Annotated in this window: 15 protein-coding genes and 6 tRNA genes; 12 read left to right on the top strand and 9 right to left on the bottom strand. The window is 55.2% G+C overall.

What is annotated here, in order from left to right; translation table 11 throughout:
* Positions 1 to 32: 32 nt before the first annotated feature.
* Both mgrA and KB892_RS06040 read left to right on the top strand, forming a co-directional pair.
* Complete coding sequence (mgrA, locus tag KB892_RS06045) at positions 33 to 1,025, top strand: L-glyceraldehyde 3-phosphate reductase (RefSeq protein ID WP_002913417.1); 993 nt, start codon at positions 33 to 35, stop codon at positions 1,023 to 1,025.
* A 130-nt stretch (positions 1,026 to 1,155) separates the two neighbouring features.
* Positions 1,156 to 1,515 carry a DUF2502 domain-containing protein gene (locus KB892_RS06040; protein ID WP_002913419.1) on the top strand — a complete coding sequence of 120 codons (360 nt, stop codon included), beginning with the start codon at positions 1,156 to 1,158 and terminating at the stop codon, positions 1,513 to 1,515.
* 57 nt (positions 1,516 to 1,572) lie between these two features.
* On the opposite strand, the gene KB892_RS06035 is transcribed toward KB892_RS06040, so the two are convergent.
* Positions 1,573 to 2,814: an Nramp family divalent metal transporter gene (locus KB892_RS06035; RefSeq protein ID WP_002913421.1), complete on the bottom strand. Its 1,242-nt coding sequence runs from the start codon at positions 2,812 to 2,814 to the stop codon at positions 1,573 to 1,575.
* Positions 2,815 to 3,160: 346 nt separating this feature from the next.
* Between KB892_RS06035 and nupC the strand changes: the two genes are divergently transcribed.
* Positions 3,161 to 4,363, top strand: a complete 1,203-nt coding sequence (gene nupC / locus KB892_RS06030) for a nucleoside permease NupC (protein ID WP_002913423.1) — start codon at positions 3,161 to 3,163, stop codon at positions 4,361 to 4,363.
* A gap of 48 nt (positions 4,364 to 4,411) precedes the next feature.
* Here nupC and KB892_RS06025 read toward each other — a convergent pair whose 3' ends face one another.
* The 3 genes from KB892_RS06025 to KB892_RS06015 all read right to left on the bottom strand — a co-directional run bounded on the left by KB892_RS06025 (position 4,412) and on the right by KB892_RS06015 (position 6,985).
* Positions 4,412 to 6,583, bottom strand: coding sequence for an EAL domain-containing protein (locus KB892_RS06025; RefSeq protein WP_004151096.1), 2,172 nt, complete (start codon positions 6,581 to 6,583; stop codon positions 4,412 to 4,414).
* 209 nt (positions 6,584 to 6,792) lie between these two features.
* Positions 6,793 to 6,868: transfer RNA gene (locus tag KB892_RS06020), tRNA-Ala, on the bottom strand.
* A 41-nt stretch (positions 6,869 to 6,909) separates the two neighbouring features.
* Positions 6,910 to 6,985: transfer RNA gene (locus KB892_RS06015), tRNA-Ala, on the bottom strand.
* Positions 6,986 to 7,204: 219 nt separating this feature from the next.
* On the opposite strand from KB892_RS06015, the gene KB892_RS06010 reads away from it, so the two are divergent.
* Entirely contained in the window at positions 7,205 to 7,558 is a 354-nt protein-coding gene (locus KB892_RS06010; protein ID WP_002913434.1) for a MerR family transcriptional regulator, read from the top strand.
* A gap of 3 nt (positions 7,559 to 7,561) precedes the next feature.
* On the top strand, positions 7,562 to 7,954 hold the full coding sequence (locus tag KB892_RS06005) for a MerR family transcriptional regulator (RefSeq protein WP_002913435.1): 393 nt from the start codon (positions 7,562 to 7,564) through the stop codon (positions 7,952 to 7,954).
* A gap of 51 nt (positions 7,955 to 8,005) precedes the next feature.
* Here KB892_RS06005 and gltX read toward each other — a convergent pair whose 3' ends face one another.
* Positions 8,006 to 9,424 (bottom strand): glutamate--tRNA ligase, encoded by a 1,419-nt coding sequence (gene gltX / locus KB892_RS06000; protein WP_002913437.1) that lies wholly within the window; start codon positions 9,422 to 9,424, stop codon positions 8,006 to 8,008.
* Between the two features lie 259 nt (positions 9,425 to 9,683).
* Between gltX and KB892_RS05995 the strand changes: the two genes are divergently transcribed.
* The 4 genes from KB892_RS05995 (at position 9,684) to KB892_RS05980 (ending at position 10,082) form a co-directional block, all read left to right on the top strand.
* Positions 9,684 to 9,759: transfer RNA gene (locus KB892_RS05995), tRNA-Val, on the top strand.
* Positions 9,760 to 9,804: 45 nt separating this feature from the next.
* Positions 9,805 to 9,880, top strand: a tRNA-Val gene (locus KB892_RS05990).
* Positions 9,881 to 9,926: 46 nt separating this feature from the next.
* Positions 9,927 to 10,002, top strand: a tRNA-Val gene (locus KB892_RS05985).
* 4 nt (positions 10,003 to 10,006) lie between these two features.
* Positions 10,007 to 10,082: transfer RNA gene (locus tag KB892_RS05980), tRNA-Lys, on the top strand.
* 84 nt (positions 10,083 to 10,166) lie between these two features.
* Here KB892_RS05980 and KB892_RS05975 read toward each other — a convergent pair.
* The gene (locus tag KB892_RS05975; RefSeq protein ID WP_002913438.1) at positions 10,167 to 11,093 is read right to left on the bottom strand and encodes a LysR family transcriptional regulator; all 927 of its coding nucleotides are present in this window, start codon (positions 11,091 to 11,093) and stop codon (positions 10,167 to 10,169) included.
* An 88-nt stretch (positions 11,094 to 11,181) separates the two neighbouring features.
* Here KB892_RS05975 and KB892_RS05970 point away from each other — a divergent pair, with 88 nt between their 5' ends.
* Positions 11,182 to 12,180, top strand: a complete 999-nt coding sequence (locus tag KB892_RS05970; RefSeq protein ID WP_002913439.1) for a bile acid:sodium symporter family protein — start codon at positions 11,182 to 11,184, stop codon at positions 12,178 to 12,180.
* Here KB892_RS05970 and KB892_RS05965 read toward each other — a convergent pair.
* From KB892_RS05965 to zipA, 3 genes are all read right to left on the bottom strand, one after another.
* Complete coding sequence (locus KB892_RS05965) at positions 12,177 to 12,395, bottom strand: DUF3820 family protein (RefSeq protein WP_002913440.1); 219 nt, start codon at positions 12,393 to 12,395, stop codon at positions 12,177 to 12,179. The genes KB892_RS05970 and KB892_RS05965 overlap by 4 nt on opposite strands.
* A 1-nt stretch (position 12,396) precedes the next feature.
* Positions 12,397 to 14,412 carry an NAD-dependent DNA ligase LigA gene (gene ligA / locus KB892_RS05960; protein ID WP_002913442.1) on the bottom strand — a complete coding sequence of 672 codons (2,016 nt, stop codon included), beginning with the start codon at positions 14,410 to 14,412 and terminating at the stop codon, positions 12,397 to 12,399.
* Positions 14,413 to 14,481: 69 nt separating this feature from the next.
* Positions 14,482 to 15,543: a cell division protein ZipA gene (zipA, locus tag KB892_RS05955; protein WP_004151995.1), complete on the bottom strand. Its 1,062-nt coding sequence runs from the start codon at positions 15,541 to 15,543 to the stop codon at positions 14,482 to 14,484.
* Between the two features lie 230 nt (positions 15,544 to 15,773).
* Between zipA and cysZ the strand changes: the two genes are divergently transcribed.
* Positions 15,774 to 16,535: a sulfate transporter CysZ gene (cysZ, locus tag KB892_RS05950; protein WP_002913495.1), complete on the top strand. Its 762-nt coding sequence runs from the start codon at positions 15,774 to 15,776 to the stop codon at positions 16,533 to 16,535.
* Between the two features lie 176 nt (positions 16,536 to 16,711).
* On the top strand, positions 16,712 to 17,683 hold the full coding sequence (cysK, locus tag KB892_RS05945; protein ID WP_002913498.1) for a cysteine synthase A: 972 nt from the start codon (positions 16,712 to 16,714) through the stop codon (positions 17,681 to 17,683).
* Positions 17,684 to 17,797 lie beyond the last annotated feature (114 nt).

Here is a 17,797-nt window from a genome sequence, read left to right as displayed (position 1 = left end):
TATACACATCCTGTTTTGTCGGCGGAGGAAGAATGGTTTACCAGGCAAGCACCACGCGATATCAAACGATGGAGTACCGTCGCTGCGGCCGCAGCGGTCTGCAGCTACCGGCTATTTCCCTTGGCCTGTGGCATAACTTTGGCGATGAAACGCGAGTGGAAACCAGCCGGCAGATGCTCCTGCACGCTTTTGACCTCGGTATAACCCATTTCGATTTGGCCAACAACTATGGGCCGCCGCCGGGCTCGGCGGAAAGCAACTTTGGCCGCATCCTGAAAGAGTCGCTCCTGCCTTATCGCGATGAGTTAATCATCTCCACTAAAGCAGGCTACACGATGTGGGACGGCCCTTACGGCGACTGGGGATCGCGAAAATATCTGGTAGCCAGTCTTAACCAGAGCCTTAAACGCATGGGGCTGGAATACGTCGATATTTTTTACCATCACCGGCCTGATCCACAGACGCCGCTGATGGAAACGATGCGTGCGCTCGATCATCTGGTTCATCAGGGTAAAGCGCTATATGTCGGGATCTCCAACTATCCTCTGGCCCAGGCGCGGGAGGCGGTGAAGATCCTTAACGACCTCGGCACCCCCTGCATCATTCACCAGCCTCGCTACTCGATGTTCGAACGCGGCGTGGAAGAAGGACTGCTGGATTTTCTGCAGACGGAAGGGATTGGAAGCATAGCGTTTTCACCGCTGGCCGGCGGGCAACTTACCGACCGCTATCTCAACGGCATTCCGGCCGACTCGCGCGCCGCCAGCAGCAGTCGTTTTCTGCAGCCGGAACAACTGACTCCTGCCCGATTAGAAAAAATTCGTCAGCTTAACAGGCAGGCGGAAGCGCGTGGGCAGAAGCTGTCGCAGATGGCGCTGGCCTGGGTGTTGCGCGAAGAGAAAGTCACCTCGGTGCTGATCGGCGCCAGCAAAACCGCGCAACTGGATGATGCCGTCGGCATGCTGCAGAATCGCCATTTCACCACCGAGGAGTGCGCGGCCATCGACGCCATCCTTGCGCTGTAAAGCAAATGTTACTTTAGCAAAAAGTGCTCTTTCCTGCGCTTTCGGAGTTCGTCCGATGCGGCGGGTCTTTACCGGCCCGTAATATCAGGTTAACAGGCCGCTTACGGCCCCGATCGTGAAGGAGAAGAGTATGTTCAGGTCACTGATTCTGGCAGCAGTACTGCTGGCCGCAGGGCCACTGGTCGCTAACGCTGGTGAAATCACCCTGCTGCCGTCGGTAAAATTACAAATAGGCGATCGTGACAATTACGGTAACTACTGGGACGGTGGCAGCTGGCGCGACCGTGATTACTGGCGTCGTCACTATGAATGGCGTGATAACCGTTGGCATCGTCATGACAACGGCTGGCACAAAGGCTGGTACAAAGGCAGAGATAAAGCCTGGGAGCGCGGCTATCGTGCTGGCTGGAACGACCGCGATGACCACCGCGGCGGCTGGGGACGCGGCCCGGGTGGGCGCGGTCACGGTCATGGACATGGCCATCACTAACAAACGAAAAGGGGAGCCCATCGGCTCCCCTTTACTTTATTCAGCATCAGGAATCAATTAATCCACCCCGAGCAGCGACCCCACTATTAACCAGCCGTTCAGGCTCACCACAATAGCGACTATCGCCCAGCCGATGCCTCTCACCCAACGGGTATTCACCAGGTCCCCCATCAGCTTCGCATTGCTGGTAAATATCAGCAGCGGCACCAGGGCAAGCGCAATGCCAAAGCTGAGCAACACCTGACTCATTACCAGGATGCGCGTAGGATCCAGCCCCAGCAGAATGACGACAAACGACGGCAGCATGGTGATCGCCCGGCGAAACCACAGCGGAATATGAAAGCGGATAAACCCCTGCATAACGACCTGACCTGCCAAAGTGCCCACCACGGTCGACGATAAACCGGCGGCAATCAGGCTGAGGCCAAAGATGGTCGCCGCCGCGTGGCTCAGCAGCGGCTCCAGCGTCATGTAGGCCTGATCGAGATCGGCGACGCCGGTATGGCCATTAAAGTGGAATGCCGCCGCAGCGGTCGCCATCATCGCCAGATTGACGAACCCGGCAATGGTCATGGCGATCGCCACATCCCAGCGGGTCGCGTTATAGCGTTCTTTTCGCGTTCCGCCATGCAGATGCTGAGTCAGCGATGAGTGTAAGTAAATGACGTGCGGCATGATTGTCGCCCCCAGTACCCCGGCGGCTAAGAATACCGCCTCCCCGTTGGGCAGCGTGGGGATCACCAGCCCTTTCGTCAGAGGAGCCAGCGCGGGCTGGGAAAAGATCAACTCCACGACATAGGCCACGGCGACAAACAGCAACAATCCACCGATCACCTTCTCCAGTGGTTTTTGCCCGCGCCGCTGCAGCATCAGGATCAGAAAAGTCGCCACCCCGGTCAGCACCGCCCCCTGCAGAAGCGACACGCCGAGCACCAGCTTAAAGCCAATTGCGGCGCCGATAAATTCAGCCAGATCGGTGGCCATAGCGATAATTTCCGCCTGTACCCAGTAAAACCAGACAACAGGACGCGGGTAATGGTCGCGGATCTGCTCGGCCAGGTTTTTGCCGGTGGCAATGCCCAGTTTGGCAGAAAGCACCTGGATCAGCATCGCCATCAGGTTAGCCCACACCACGACCCACAGCAGCTGGTAGCCAAAGCTGGCGCCGGCCTGAATGTTAGTGGCGAAATTACCCGGATCGATATAGCCAATGGCAGCGACGAAAGCCGGGCCCATTAAGGCGAGCTTCACCTTGCGCGCGGCGCGACTACTGCTATTCTCAACGCGACTGCTAGTCATCTTCTGCCTCTGGAAATATAGCCTTTGCTATGTTTCATGCTATCAAAATGCGAATGATTATCAAGTTCATTTAGAATGGAGATAATGATTGCTGTGATAGAAGGGAACAATAGCTGGCCGGAAATCGAATACGGGCGTCAGAAAACGAGATCCAGCCCGCTATTAAGAGTAGTACAAGAATGCAACTTTTAAAACCTTTACGTAACATAACAAAAGTGGATGTTGGATCACTATTTTTGCCATTGGTCACAGTTCCTTGCAATAGTGTGCAATTGATCTCGTTTTCTTTAAAGCCGTTGCATAGAATGTGCACGGAAATTTAACCTGCCTCATATTTGGAGCAACTATGGACCGCGTCTTGCATTTTGTCCTCGCGATCGTTGTGGTGGCTATACTGGCCCTGTTGGTCAGCCATGACCGCCAAAAGATCCGTATTCGTTATGTTGTTCAACTGCTTGTCATTGAAGTCCTGCTGGCCTGGTTCTTCCTCAACTCCGATATTGGTCTGGGTTTTGTGAAAGGATTTTCCGAGATGTTTGAAAAACTCCTCGGGTTTGCCAACGAAGGGACAAACTTCGTGTTCGGCGGCATGAACGATAAAGGCCTGGCCTTCTTCTTCCTCAAAGTTTTGTGCCCTATCGTCTTCATTTCGGCTTTGATCGGCATTTTGCAGCATATTCGTATCCTGCCGATTGTCATTCGCGCGATCGGTACCGTCCTGTCGAAAGTTAACGGCATGGGCAAGCTGGAGTCCTTCAACGCCGTGAGCTCGTTGATCCTCGGCCAGTCGGAAAACTTTATCGCGTATAAAGATATTCTCGGCAAAATGTCGCGCAACCGCATGTACACCATGGCGGCGACGGCGATGTCCACCGTGTCCATGTCCATCGTAGGCGCTTACATGACCATGCTGCAGCCAAAGTATGTCGTTGCGGCGCTGGTGCTCAACATGTTCAGCACCTTTATCGTTCTGTCATTAATTAACCCTTACCGCGTGGAAGAGAGCGAAGAAAATCTGCAGATGTCGAATCTGCACGAAGGTCAGAGCTTCTTCGAGATGCTGGGCGAGTATATTCTGGCAGGTTTTAAAGTCGCGATTATCGTGGCGGCGATGTTGATCGGCTTCATCGCGCTGATCTCGGCGCTGAATGCCCTGTTCGCCACCGTGACCGGTTGGTTCGGCTATAGCATTTCCTTCCAGGGTATCCTCGGCTATATCTTCTACCCGGTCGCCTGGGTGATGGGTGTGCCGGCAAGCGAAGCGCTGCAGGTGGGCAGTATTATGGCTACCAAACTGGTCTCCAATGAATTCGTCGCCATGATGGATCTGCAGAAAATTGCCTCGACGCTCTCCCCGCGCGCGGAAGGCATTATCTCTATCTTCCTGGTCTCCTTCGCCAATTTCTCATCTATCGGTATTATTGCCGGGGCGATCAAAGGTCTGAACGAAGAACAGGGCAACGTAGTTTCTCGCTTCGGTCTGAAGCTGGTGTACGGCTCCACGCTGGTTAGCGTGTTGTCCGCCTCGATTGCGGCGCTGGTTCTGTAACAGACGTCAGTCATCTGAGCCGGGCAATGCCCGGCTTTTTTTTGCCCGTCATTCACCCAGCGGCTGTGGTTTACCGATCAGATAACCCTGCAGATAATTCACGCCCAGCTCCAGCAAGCGCGCTTTTTGCGGTTCGCTTTCGACATATTCCGCCACCACGCTCATCTGTTTCGCCCGCGCCATCTCGACAATCGATTTCACCATGATGGCGTCCAGCGGGTCCGTGAGGATGTCGCGGACGAAGCAGCCGTCAATCTTAATGATATCGGCCTGTAGATGTTTCAGACGTTCATAGTTCGCATAGCCGGTGCCAAAGTCATCAATAGCGATGGCGCAGCCAAACGCGCGCAACGCTTCAAGATTTTGCCGACTGGTGTCCGCATTAGAGAAGGCCTGCTCTTCGGTCACCTCAATAGTTATAAGTTCTGGCGAGACGCTATAGCGTTGAAACAGCGCGATAATCTGCCCTGCGCTGTTCTTTTGCATCAGAGTTGCAGGCAGCAGGTTGACCGAGAATCGCTGGCCGGGATGCTTATGGAGCATACTGAACAAGGTCTCCAGCACCAGCATGTCAAAACGTTGGCTGAGGTTAAACTGCACAATCAGCGGAATGAATCGGTCGGGCATAATGACGCTATCGCCACAGCGCATGCGCGTGAGGATCTCATGATAACCCTCCCCCTCCGGATTCTGAATCGGTTGCGCATAGAGCATCAGCGCGCGATCTTTGAGCACTTGCTTGACGCGCATAAGGAGGCGCACCTGCTCGGTAGTTTGATCCACCACCAGATCCTGCTCCTCGTCCAGCGCCAGCACCCGACGTTCACTGCCCGCCTGTTCGGAAAGCCAGCTTAGCTGGCCCAGCATCTGGTAAAGTCCCTCACCCTGACCGTCATCGCGGCCCCAGGCCGCGCCAAACTCCAAATCCAGCGGCTGATTGTGCCAGCTGAACTTTTTGTGGTTGAGGACCGCGACCATATGGTTCAAGCGGGACGACGGCTCCGGTCCATCAAGCACGAGGATCAGTTCGCTGCCCGGTACCTGGAAGACTTTATCCGCCGCTCCCAGCAGCGGTTGCAGCGCCCGAATAATCTGCCGTTTACAGTCCACCCCCATCATCAGACCATAATGCCGACTGAGAAAGTCGAGATTATCAATACGCAGGCTGCAGATAGCCTGCTGAGGACAGCTCTGTAAATGGCTCTCCAGCGCGCGCAGGTTAGGCAAGCCGGTCAGCGGATCCTCTTCCGCCTGGCTACGCCAGCGGCGTTTGTTGCGGTCGCTGCGGGCATAGATGTCGGCCATATAAAACAAACAGATAGTAAAGGAGATCAGAACCGACAGCACAAAGGAGAGTGAATACTCGCTTTGCACCCCCTGGAGAAAGTTTTTGTTATATACCACCAGCAAAAAGGCCGAGACAGACCATGAAATACGCAATAGCGCATGGCCTATTCGACTGATACCGATAAAGTAGACAATAAAAATAACCGGAACTAAATAACCGGCAATAAATTCAGACTGATACGGCGCACACAATAGCGTTAATATCACCGCCAACGCGATAAACCAATATAGGGTAAAGGAGCGATATTGCGGTGCCAGCCACGGTAAACATTCCTGCTGCCAGAAACGTCGGGCGTAGCGCGGACTGATAATCATCCGCATTGGATAATAAAGAAACGTCGTAAAAATTAATGCCGCACTGATTAAACTTTGGATATCTATTACAGTATAAATCAACGGCATACTACCAAAGTAACTGGTAATAGCTAATGGAAACGCAAAATATTGTCCGGCGAGATACATGGTGATTTTCAGGAGCACCGGCGCGAAGAAGCCGCCCCAGAAGATCCGCGCCCCCATATGTTTTGCCGTTGGACCGCAGCGCCAGCGCTTCCCCACCAACAGTCGCAGAATAGCGCAGGAGACAAACACGGCGAACAGTTGACAAAAAAGTAAGATAAACGCCTGCGGCAGCGTTAATTTAATGAGAAAACTATTGGTGATGGCAAACGCGAGAATTAATGGCGCAATTGCATAGCGGCCAAAGATAAAAATAACAGAAAACATCACGCTGATTGGCAGCCAGGCAATATAAATAAGGTTGCCGTCAATTATCGTTTGCGGTGAAATAAAACGAGCCAGCGGAATAGCGACTAAACAAATGATAAAGGCCAATAGAGTTTTTTTGATATTAATGTTAATTTTATCAAGCATTATTGTTAATTAAAACTCCAGAAACCTCATCACGTTTAATGGGGGAAATGTTATGTTGCTTATTTAGGGCAGGCAAGGCGAATTATCAGGAAAAAGTCTGAAATTACTTTCGATTTTAATTGCTGGAGATTAACTGACGTAACCAGAAAGTGCTTTACATGAAACCCGCTAAAAACAAAAACCCCCGCCGAAGCGAGGGTTCTGAATTTTGGTGGAGCTAAGCGGGATCGAACCGCTGACCTCTTGCATGCCATGCAAGCGCTCTCCCAGCTGAGCTATAGCCCCACAGGACTTCTTTACGAACCAAATCCGCTGGGTGCAGAATTTGGTGGAGCTAAGCGGGATCGAACCGCTGACCTCTTGCATGCCATGCAAGCGCTCTCCCAGCTGAGCTATAGCCCCGTAACGTAAAGCGTGTCGTGTTGACGGGCGGCATAATATGAATTCCTCGCTCAGGTGTCAACGGCAAAATTATCCTTCCCGATTCAATCGCTGAAAAAGCAGGCAACTTGCTGACATTGCGAGCCTTATCGCAGTCAGAAGTTAAACAGGTCACCTTTTCACGTAAAAGGATGCTATAACATGGGCAGCTAATTCCCATACATTTACTCAGGAAATAGTATGCTCAAGGAACGAATGACACCTGAAGAAATTGCCCATCTAACCGGCTACAGTCGGCAAACTATCAATAAGTGGGTGCGGAAAGAAGGCTGGCAAACCTCTCCGCGACCTGGCGTCCAGGGCGGCAAAGCGCGCCTGGTCCATGTCAATGAGCAAGTCAGGGAGTTTATCCGCAGCGCCCAGCGGGTGGCGGAGACGCCCGGCATCTATTCTCCCCATGATAGCGATCTGGAATCGCTGCTGCTGACCCTCAGTAAAGAACTCACCCCCAGCGAGCAGAAGCAGCTTATGTCTTTGTTGCTGCGCGAGGGGATCACCGGGTTACTGCTTCGGTTAGGGATCCGCGATCGGTAAACCATGATGAAACTGAAAGATAAAATGACGCCCGCAGAGCTTGCCGACTGCCTGGGGCTGGCCAGACAAACGATCAATCGCTGGGTTCGCGAGAAACAATGGCGCACCGAAGCAATACCCGGCGTTAAAGGGGGGCGAGCGCGACTGGTGGTTATCGACCAACCGGTACGCGAGTTTCTGACCAACATCCCTGCCAGACGCCATCTGCTTACCGACAATCATCTCGCGGAATCGCCAGGTGCATACCTGGTCAATGAGGCAGACGCGATCTGGCGGCAAATCACGGAAACCCTACAGCTGATGACTCCGGCAGAACAGCTGCAGCTCCGCGATCTGCTGGCCCGGGAAGGGATTAGCGGTTTTCTTGCCCGCCTCGGCATCGCCAGTCCGGAATAACAGACAAAAAAAACGGCAGGGTAACCTGCCGTTGTTTCAGCTGCGTCGCCGTCAGGACGCCGGGCCTTCGCGTTCAGCGATAAAAGCCAGCGCTTTATTGATACGATCTACGCTACGGGATTTACCGATAGCATGGACAGTAACGTCTAGCGCAGGAGATTGCCCTGCCCCGGTAACCGCCACGCGCAGCGGCATACCGACTTTACCCATCCCCACCTCCAGCTCATCAGCAGTTGCCTGAATCGCGTGATGGACGTTTTCCGCCGTCCAGTCGCTAATCGCCGCCAGCTTATCGCGAACCACTTCCAGCGGCTGACGCGCCACTGGACGCAGATGTTTTTTCGCGGCGTCGGCATCGAATTCAGCGAACTCTTCATAGAAGTAGCGGCAGCTCTGGGCCATCTCTTTCAGCGTCTTGCAACGCTCGCCCAGCAGTTTCACCAGCTCAGCCAGCTGCGGGCCGTTGCGAGTGTCGATATTTTCCTGCTCGATATGCCACTGCAGATGCGTTGCCACATACTCCGCCGGCAGGGTATTGATATAGTGATGGTTTAACCACAGCAGTTTATCGGTGTTAAAGGCACTGGCGGATTTGCTCACCGCGCCCAGCGAGAAGAACTCAATCATCTCTTCGCGAGTGAAAATCTCCTGATCGCCATGAGACCAGCCCAGGCGCACCAGATAGTTGAGTAGCGCTTCCGGCAGGTAGCCGTCGTCGCGATACTGCATCACGCTCACTGCGCCGTGGCGCTTGGAAAGTTTTTTACCGTCATCGCCGTTGATCATCGACACGTGCGCATAAACAGGCACCGGCGCATTCAGCGCTTTGAGGATGTTGATCTGGCGCGGCGTGTTGTTGATATGATCTTCGCCGCGGATCACGTGAGTGATCGCCATATCCCAGTCATCTACCACCACGCAGAAGTTATAGGTCGGGGAACCATCGGTACGGCGAATGATCAGATCGTCCAGTTCCTGGTTGCTGAACTCGATAGGTCCGCGGATCTGATCGTCAAAAATAACCGAACCTTCCTGCGGGTTGGCGAAACGCACGACGCACGGCTCATCGTCAGCATGGTGCTCGTGGCTATGGCGGCAGCGGCCATCGTAACGCGGCTTCTCACCCTTCGCCATCTGCTCTTCGCGCAGCGCTTCCAGACGTTCTTTCGAGCAATAGCATTTGTAAGCGGTACCGGCTTCCAGCATCTCATCGATTACGTTGTTATAACGATCGAAACGTTTGGTCTGGAAATAGGGGCCTTCGTCCCATTGCAGATTCAGCCAGTTCATGCCATCCATGATGGCTTCAATTGCTTCCGGGGTGGAGCGTTCGAGATCGGTGTCTTCAATACGCAGCACAAACTCACCGCCGTGGTTACGGGCAAAAAGCCAGGAATAGAGAGCAGTACGCGCACCGCCAACGTGCAGATAGCCGGTTGGGCTTGGCGCGAAGCGAGTTTTGATTTTCATGAATTGGCCTTACGTTTAATAAAGATGCCGATAGCCGGCAATGTCCGGTGGAAATTATGGGTCAATATTCTAACACCGTGGGCTGATTCCTCAATGTTGTTCCCATCGGAACGTCACGGTTTGCCATTTTTGTTTATAAATCATGCTATGGCGCCGGTTTCGCGATCGCTTTGTTTAATTTTACGACGAACGAACGAATTCTTTAGAAAAGGCGTTGACTCATTTTCAACTCTCCCTATAATGCGACTCCACACAGCGGGGGTGATTAGCTCAGCTGGGAGAGCACCTCCCTTACAAGGAGGGGGTCGGCGGTTCGATCCCGTCATCACCCACCACTACTTAACGTAGTCTCCGCCGTGTAGAACAGAAAATTGAGAAGTGGGTGATTAGCTCAGCTGGGAGAGCACCTCCCTTACAAGGAGGGGGTCGGCGGTTCGATCCCGTCATCACCCACCACTTTCTCGCCAGCTGGATTTTCTGTCAAAATGTGAAGTACCGAAGTGGGTGATTAGCTCAGCTGGGAGAGCACCTCCCTTACAAGGAGGGGGTCGGCGGTTCGATCCCGTCATCACCCACCACTTCGGGTCGTTAGCTCAGTTGGTAGAGCAGTTGACTTTTAATCAATTGGTCGCAGGTTCGAATCCTGCACGACCCACCAATGTAAAAAGGCGCCCTAAAGGCGCCTTTTTGCTATGCGCGGAACATGGCCCTGCCACGAGTCCCTCCGCAGCAATCTCCCCTGTCAGCGCTGATATAGCGGATCTTCAACCCTGGCGGCGGTTAAATTCTCCCCTTCTTCACGCACAATTTCCCATAACGCCTGAGCGGCGGTCGACAGCGAGCGATTTTTCCTGCATGCCAGCATCAGCTGCCGCTCCATCACCGGAGTCAGCCGTTTCACCGTCAGATGGCTCCCCTGCGGTAACGGTAGCGCCAGCGCCGGCAGAACGCTGATGCCAATTCCCGATTCTACCATCGGAAACAGCGTTGCCGGGTGGCCAATCTCCTGGACGATGTTCGCCCGGATAGCCAGCCTGCTGAGGGCCGCATCGATCAGCGGGCGGCTGCCGGACGCATAATCCTGCAGGATTAGCCTTTCATCCTGCAGCGCCTGCCACGGAACTTCTGTCAGGCTGGCAAAAGGATGATCCTCCCGACAGAGCAGCAAAAATGGTTCCGCCAGAACCACTTCACACTGAAGGTCTGCCGCCGGGCCCGGATCAATCACGATGCCAAAATCCACTTCCCCCTGGCGGATACTCTCCAGCACCCACTGCTGGGGCCGATCGTGCAGCACAAAATCGATATCGGGATAACGACGATTGCTGTGAGCAATACACTGCGGAATAAGGTGGGCGGAAATCGTCTGACTGGCGGCGACCTTGACGGTGCCGCTCAGCTGCTGGCCTACCCGCCCGGCGTCGCGCAGGGTAATCGTCAACTCATCGAGCAAACGTTCCAGCCTGCCCGCCAGCTGCTGACCCGCCTCGGTGAGCACCACTTCGCGAGTAGTACGGTCGAGCAGACGGACGCCGGTCTGATGCTCCAGCTCCTTGACGCTATGGCTGACGGCCGACTGACTTAAGCCAATCATCTCCCCTGCCCGGCTGAAGCTTCTGGCCCGGGCGACGGTGACAAATACTTTTAACTGACGCAGAGAGTAATTCATCTTTTTTATTCATGAATAGATGCAATAAATCAATTTTATTTCTCAAATGAAAAAAAGCACAATAGCGCATCTCTTTTCAGGAGCGTTTATGAAACTTTTCCGTATTCTCGATCCGTTTACGGCCACGCTAATCACCGTTGTCCTGCTGGCCTCATTCTTCCCGGCCCGTGGCGCTTTCGTCCCCTTCTTTGAACATCTGACCACCGCCGCCATCGCGCTACTGTTCTTTATGCATGGCGCTAAACTCTCCCGGGAGGCGATTATCGCCGGCGGCAGCCACTGGCGTTTGCATCTCTGGGTGATGTGCAGCACCTTTATTCTCTTCCCGCTACTCGGGGTTCTGTTTGCCTGGTGGGCGCCGGTGAATGTCGATCCGATGCTCTACAGCGGCTTTATCTATCTGTGCATTCTGCCGGCCACCGTGCAATCCGCTATCGCCTTTACTTCGCTGGCCGGGGGCAACGTCGCGGCTGCGGTTTGCTCAGCCTCGGCCTCCAGCCTGCTGGGGATCTTTGTTTCCCCGCTACTGGTGGGGGTCCTGATGAACCTTCACGGCGCAGGCGGCAGTCTGGAGCAGGTCGGTAAAATTATGCTGCAGCTGCTGCTGCCTTTCGTGCTCGGTCACTTATCGCGGCCGTGGATTGGCGACTGGGTGGCGAAGCATAAGAAGTGGATTGGTAAGACCGACCAGACCTCGATTCTGCTGGTGGTTTACTCCGCCTTTAGCGAGGCGGTGGTGAATGGCATCTGGCATAAAGTCGGTCTGGGATCGCTGCTGTTTATCGTGGTGGTCAGCCTGGTGCTGCTGGCCATCGTCATCGCGGTCAACGTCTTTGTCGCCCGCCGCTGCGGCTTTAACAAAGCCGATGAGATTACCATCGTCTTCTGCGGTTCGAAAAAGAGCCTGGCCAACGGCATTCCGATGGCCAATATTCTCTTCCCGACCTCCATCCTCGGCATCATGGTGCTGCCGTTGATGATCTTCCACCAAATCCAGCTGATGGTCTGCGCGGTGCTGGCGCGGCGCTACAAGCAGCAAACCGATGCGCGTCTCGCTGAGGAAAAGGCCAACGCGGCCAAAGCCTAACGCGCTTTCTTCAGGGGCTGGACCAGATCGCTCAGCCCCTCAGTTTTAATCAGCAGGGTCAACGCCATCAGCTCGCCAAGATGCCCGGCAGGGAATTGATCCTTACGCGCGAACCACAATAAATACTCTTCCGGGACATCGATTAAGCGACGTCCCTTGTATTTACCGAACGGCATTTCGGTATTGGCTATCTCGACCAGCTGCGCTTTATCCACGTTATTCTCCCAGCAGACGCATCATTTCGGCCTCGTCAATCACCTCGATGCCCAGCTCCTGCGCTTTCGCCAGCTTAGACCCCGCCGCTTCGCCGGCAATCACCAGGTCGGTTTTCTTCGACACGCTGCCTGCCACCTTCGCCCCCAGCGCCACCAGACGCGCTTTGGCGTCATCGCGCGACAGCTGGCTGAGGCTGCCGGTAAGGACCACGGTTTTGCCTGCAAACGGGCTATCAATCTCTTCCGCCTTCACCACCACCGGCGCAGGCCAGCGAACCCCCTCCGCCAGCAGTTGCGCAATGACATCGCGGTTGCTCTCTTCGGCAAAGAAGTTGAAGGTATGGGTAGCGACGACGATGCCGACATCAGGGACTTTCTGTAGCTCCTCAATGGTAGCCTGCTCAAGGGCTTCGAGAGTGCCGAAATGCGCCGCCAGGCCCGCCGCCGTCGCTTCTCCTACCTCGCGAATACCTAAGGCGTAGAGGAAACGTGCGAAGGTCGTCTCTTTGGCTTTCTCGAGGGCGTTGACTACGTTTTGCGCGGACTTCGGCCCCATCCGATCCAGCCCGGTCAGTTTCCCCGCCGTCAGCCGGAACAGATCCGCCGGGGTATGGACGTACTCTTTCTCCACCAGCTGGTCGATGATCTTGTCGCCCATGCCGTCAACGTCGAGCGCGCGACGGGAGACGAAGTGCTTGAGCGACTCTTTGCGCTGCGCGCCGCAGATCAGGCCGCCCGTACAGCGGGCTACCGCCTCGCCTTCCACCCGTTCAACGTCTGACTGACATACAGGACAGTGGGTCGGGAAGACGACATCCCGGGCATCCGCCGGACGCTCGGAAAGCACCACGTTAACCACCTGCGGGATCACATCGCCTGCCCGGCGAATCACCACCTTGTCGCCGATTTTCAAGCCTAAGCGTTCAATTTCATCGGCATTATGCAGGGTGGCATTGCTCACCAACACGCCGGCAACATGGACCGGCTCCAGACGCGCCACCGGCGTAATCGCCCCGGTGCGGCCCACCTGGAACTCCACGTCCCGGACGAAGGTCATCTGCTCCTGTGCCGGGAACTTAAAGGCCACGGCCCAGCGCGGCGCGCGGGCGACGAAACCCAGCTGTTCCTGCAGCGCCAGCGAATCGACTTTGATCACCACGCCATCAATGTCAAAGCCCAGGTGGGGACGCTCTTCCTCGACTTTACGATAGTAAGTAAGCACTTCCTCGGGGGTGTGGCACAGGGTGACGCGATCGCTCACCGGCAGCCCCCATGCTTTGAACTGCAGCAACCGAGCCGAGTGGCTGGCCGGCAGCTCGCCGCCCTCCAGCACGCCCACGCCGTAGCAGAAGAAAGTAAGCGGTCGCTTCGCAGTGATGCGCGGATCGAGCTGGCGCAGCGAACCCGCTGCCGCATTACGCGGGTTAGCAAACACTTTCCCGCCGGTGCGGCGAGCTTCCTCATTGATTTTTTCAAACCCGGCCTGCGGGAGGAACACTTCCCCACGTACCTCAAGGCGTGCAGGAATATTCTCGCCATGCAGCTTGAGGGGGATGGCGCGAATAGTTCGCACGTTAGAGGTAATATCTTCGCCAGTGGTGCCGTCGCCGCGGGTTGCCGCCTGCACCAACACGCCGTTTTCGTAGAGAATGCTCACCGCGAGGCCGTCGAGCTTAAGCTCGCAGCAGTAGGTAAGATGATCTGTGCTTTTCAGGCGATCCTGTACCCGCTTGTTGAAGGCGAGAAAGCTCTCTTCGTCAAACACGTTATCCAGCGACAGCATCGGCACTTCATGGCGGATCTGGCTAAAGGCGGTGAGTGGCGCCGCCCCCACCCTCTGAGTTGGCGAATCCGGGGTAATCAGCTCCGGGTGCTGGCTCTCCAGCTCGCGCAGCTTGCGCATCAGGCGGTCATATTCCGCATCCGGCACTTCCGGCGCGTCCATAACGTGGTACAGATATTCATGATGGCGAAGCGTGGTTCGCAGTTCAGTCAGTTGTTGTTCGATTGGTTCCATATCACACCATCAATGATAAAAAACCCCCGACAGGCGGGGGTTGAGAAAGGATTGAGTTAACGCGGAACGTCAGGCGTTCGCGTCTTTCACTTCGCGAATACGATCCTGGTATTCACGCAGTTTTTGCGGCGTCATCATGCGACGCTGATCGTCAAGCACCACGCCGCCCACTTCGTCAGCGATATACTGCGCAGACTGCAGCATCAGCTTGAAGTTCTGCAGTTCATCGCCGTAGGAAGGGACCTGCATAAAGATAGTCACCCCAGGGGTCATCATATCCGCCATGCTGTCCGGATTGAAGGTTCCCGGTTTCACCATGTTGGCCAGACTGAACAACACCGGACCGCTGCCGTCCGGACTTAGGTGGCGGTGGAAAATATTCATTTCACCAAACTTAAAGCCGGCCTGCTGGATACTGTTGATCAGCACTTCACCGTTAAGCTGGGCGCCATGATGCGCGGCGACGTTCATCACAATGACCGTCTCTTTGCGCTCTTTCGGCTGCGGCGCGGCGGGCTGCTGCGGCTCTACCGGCTGCGGTTCCGCGACGGCGGGCTGCGACGCGGCAACAGGCTGTGGCGCAGGCTGCTGCGGGGCGGCTGGCTGCGGCTGAGCGACGGTCGGCGTCACCGGTTGCGGCGCGACAGGCTGCTGCACAACAGGCTGCGGCTGGTGTTGCGGTTGTACGGGCGGCTGCGCAGGTTGCGGCTGTTGCCAGCCAGGCTGCGGAGCCGCATGCGGCGCAGGCTGTTGCTGCGGTGGAACCGGGGCCTGGCGCGGCGGCTGCGGCGGCTGGCGAACCGGTTCTTCAGGACGCGCAGGCTGCTGCATCTGGCGCTCGTAAGGCGGCTGGTACTGGTGCTGCGGCGACTGACGAGGGGCTTCATGCTCCCCATGCGCGCCGTGCGGGGCGTGAGTCACCGGATGAACGCGGACTTCTCCTACGCCTTCAACATTATCATCAAAGTCGTCGTTTTCCGACTCATCGTCGCGCGACTTCATACGTTTCAGTGGGCGATCGCGAAACATCGAAGAACGTTCTTTACGGCTGGTCCAGAAACCATGTACCAGTAAAGCGATTATGGCGATCGCGCCAACAATGATTAATATCAGACGCAAATCCTGCATCATTATATTCTCTGTTGTTCTAACACCTTGCCACCACGGCAAACATTTACTCACTAAGAGTATTTGCCGATTACCTCAAGTGCAAGTGCGTCGGTCGCTTTCACCACATAAAGATGAACTAAATCGTGCTTTTTGCTGTTTTTTCGAACATTTCCTAACTGGTTATTGTCTGACGACCCGATAAAATAAGCGAGCATTCACACCGGATGTTAAAAAAGGAGCAATGCCTGGCTATGGTTTCATCATCCGCACCGACCCCGCGCAGCGGCGTTTATTATTTTTCGCAGGGCTGGAAACTCATCGGGCTGCCGGGCATACGGCGTTATGTCTTCCTGCCTTTACTGGTTAACGTGCTGCTGATGGGCGCTGCCTTCTGGTGGCTGTTTACCCGTCTCGGCAGCTGGATCCCCTCGCTGATGAGCCATGTGCCGGACTGGCTGCAGTGGCTAAACTACCTGCTGTGGCCGGTGGTAGTGCTCTCAATCCTGCTGGTGTTTGGCTACTTCTTTTCGACGATCGCCAACTGGATAGCCGCGCCGTTCAGCGGCCTGCTGGCGGAACAGCTGGAAGCGCGCCTGACCGGCGCTACCCCGCCGGACGTCGGCGTCTTTGGCATCATGAAAGATATTCCGCGGATTATGAAGCGTGAGTGGCAGAAGCTGGCCTGGTATCTGCCGCGCGCCATCGTGCTGTTGCTGCTCTACTTTATTCCCGGCGTTGGGCAGACGGTAGCCCCGGTACTCTGGTTCCTGTTCAGCGCATGGATGCTGGCGATTCAATACTGTGATTATCCCTTTGATAATCACAAGGTTCCCTTCAAAACCATGCGCGAATCGCTGCGCAGTCGCAAAGTGATGAATATGCAGTTTGGGGCGCTCACCAGCCTGTTCACAATGATCCCGGTGTTAAACCTGGTGATCCTTCCGGTGGCTATCTGCGGCGCCACCGCCATGTGGGTCGATTGCTATCGCGATAGACACGCCAGCTGGAAATAGCGGTAACACCTTCACTTGGGGGCGGCAAAGGCCGCTCCCTTATATCGCGCTTATTCCTTCTTGCTTATCATTATTTCCCTTCCGCATATAGATATGCTAAATCCTTACTTCCGCATATTCTTTAAGCGGGTATGCTGATGCCGTACCCCCAAATTTCATACAGTTAAGGACGGGCCATGAGTAAGATTTTTGAAGACAACTCCCTGACTATCGGTCATACGCCGCTGGTACGACTGAACCGCATCGGTAATGGCCGTATCCTGGCAAAGGTAGAATCTCGTAACCCGAGCTTTAGCGTAAAATGCCGTATCGGCGCCAATATGATCTGGGATGCTGAAAAGCGCGGCGTTCTGAAACCTGGCGTGGAACTGGTCGAGCCGACCAGCGGCAACACCGGTATCGCCCTCGCCTACGTGGCGGCGGCCCGCGGCTACAAACTGACGCTAACCATGCCGGAAACCATGAGCATCGAGCGTCGTAAGCTGCTGAAAGCCCTGGGCGCCAACCTGGTGCTGACCGAAGGCGCCAAAGGCATGAAAGGCGCTATCCAGAAAGCGGAAGAGATTGTCGCCAGCAACCCGGAACAATTCCTGCTGCTGCAGCAGTTCAGCAACCCGGCTAACCCGGAAATCCACGAGAAGACTACCGGCCCGGAAATCTGGGAAGATACCGATGGTCAGGTGGATGTGTTTATCTCCGGCGTAGGTACCGGCGGAACGCTGACCGGCGTCAGCCGCTATATCAAAAACACCAAAGGTAAAAAAGATCTGATCACCGTCGCCGTTGAACCGACCGATTCCCCGGTGATCGCCCAGGCGCTGGCGGGGGAAGAACTCAAGCCGGGTCCGCACAAAATTCAGGGTATCGGCGCCGGCTTCATTCCTGGCAACCTGGATCTGAAGCTGGTCGACAAAGTGATCGGCATTACCAACGAGGAAGCTATCTCCACGGCGCGCCGCCTGATGGAAGAAGAAGGCATCCTGGCGGGTATCTCTTCCGGGGCCGCCGTTGCCGCCGCGCTGAAGCTGCAGGAAGATGAGGCCTTTACCAATAAGAATATTGTGGTTATCCTGCCTTCCTCAGGTGAGCGTTATTTAAGCACCGCGCTGTTCGCCGATCTCTTCACTGAGAAAGAGCTGCAACAGTAGTGCCAGCTTGTAAATAATGTGTAAAAAAGCACCTTTTCGGGTGCTTTTTTGTGGCACACGTCAAAGTTTTACCCCTCCTGGCATTGATTCACCTCGTAGGGTCTGGTATTTAAC

Source organism: Klebsiella sp. P1927 (assembly GCF_018204675.1).
In the GTDB taxonomy this organism is placed as follows: Bacteria; Pseudomonadota; Gammaproteobacteria; order Enterobacterales; family Enterobacteriaceae; genus Klebsiella; species Klebsiella pneumoniae.
The sequence above is the reverse complement of the archived record's forward strand: the minus strand, read 5'-3'. Positions and strand labels throughout refer to the sequence as shown.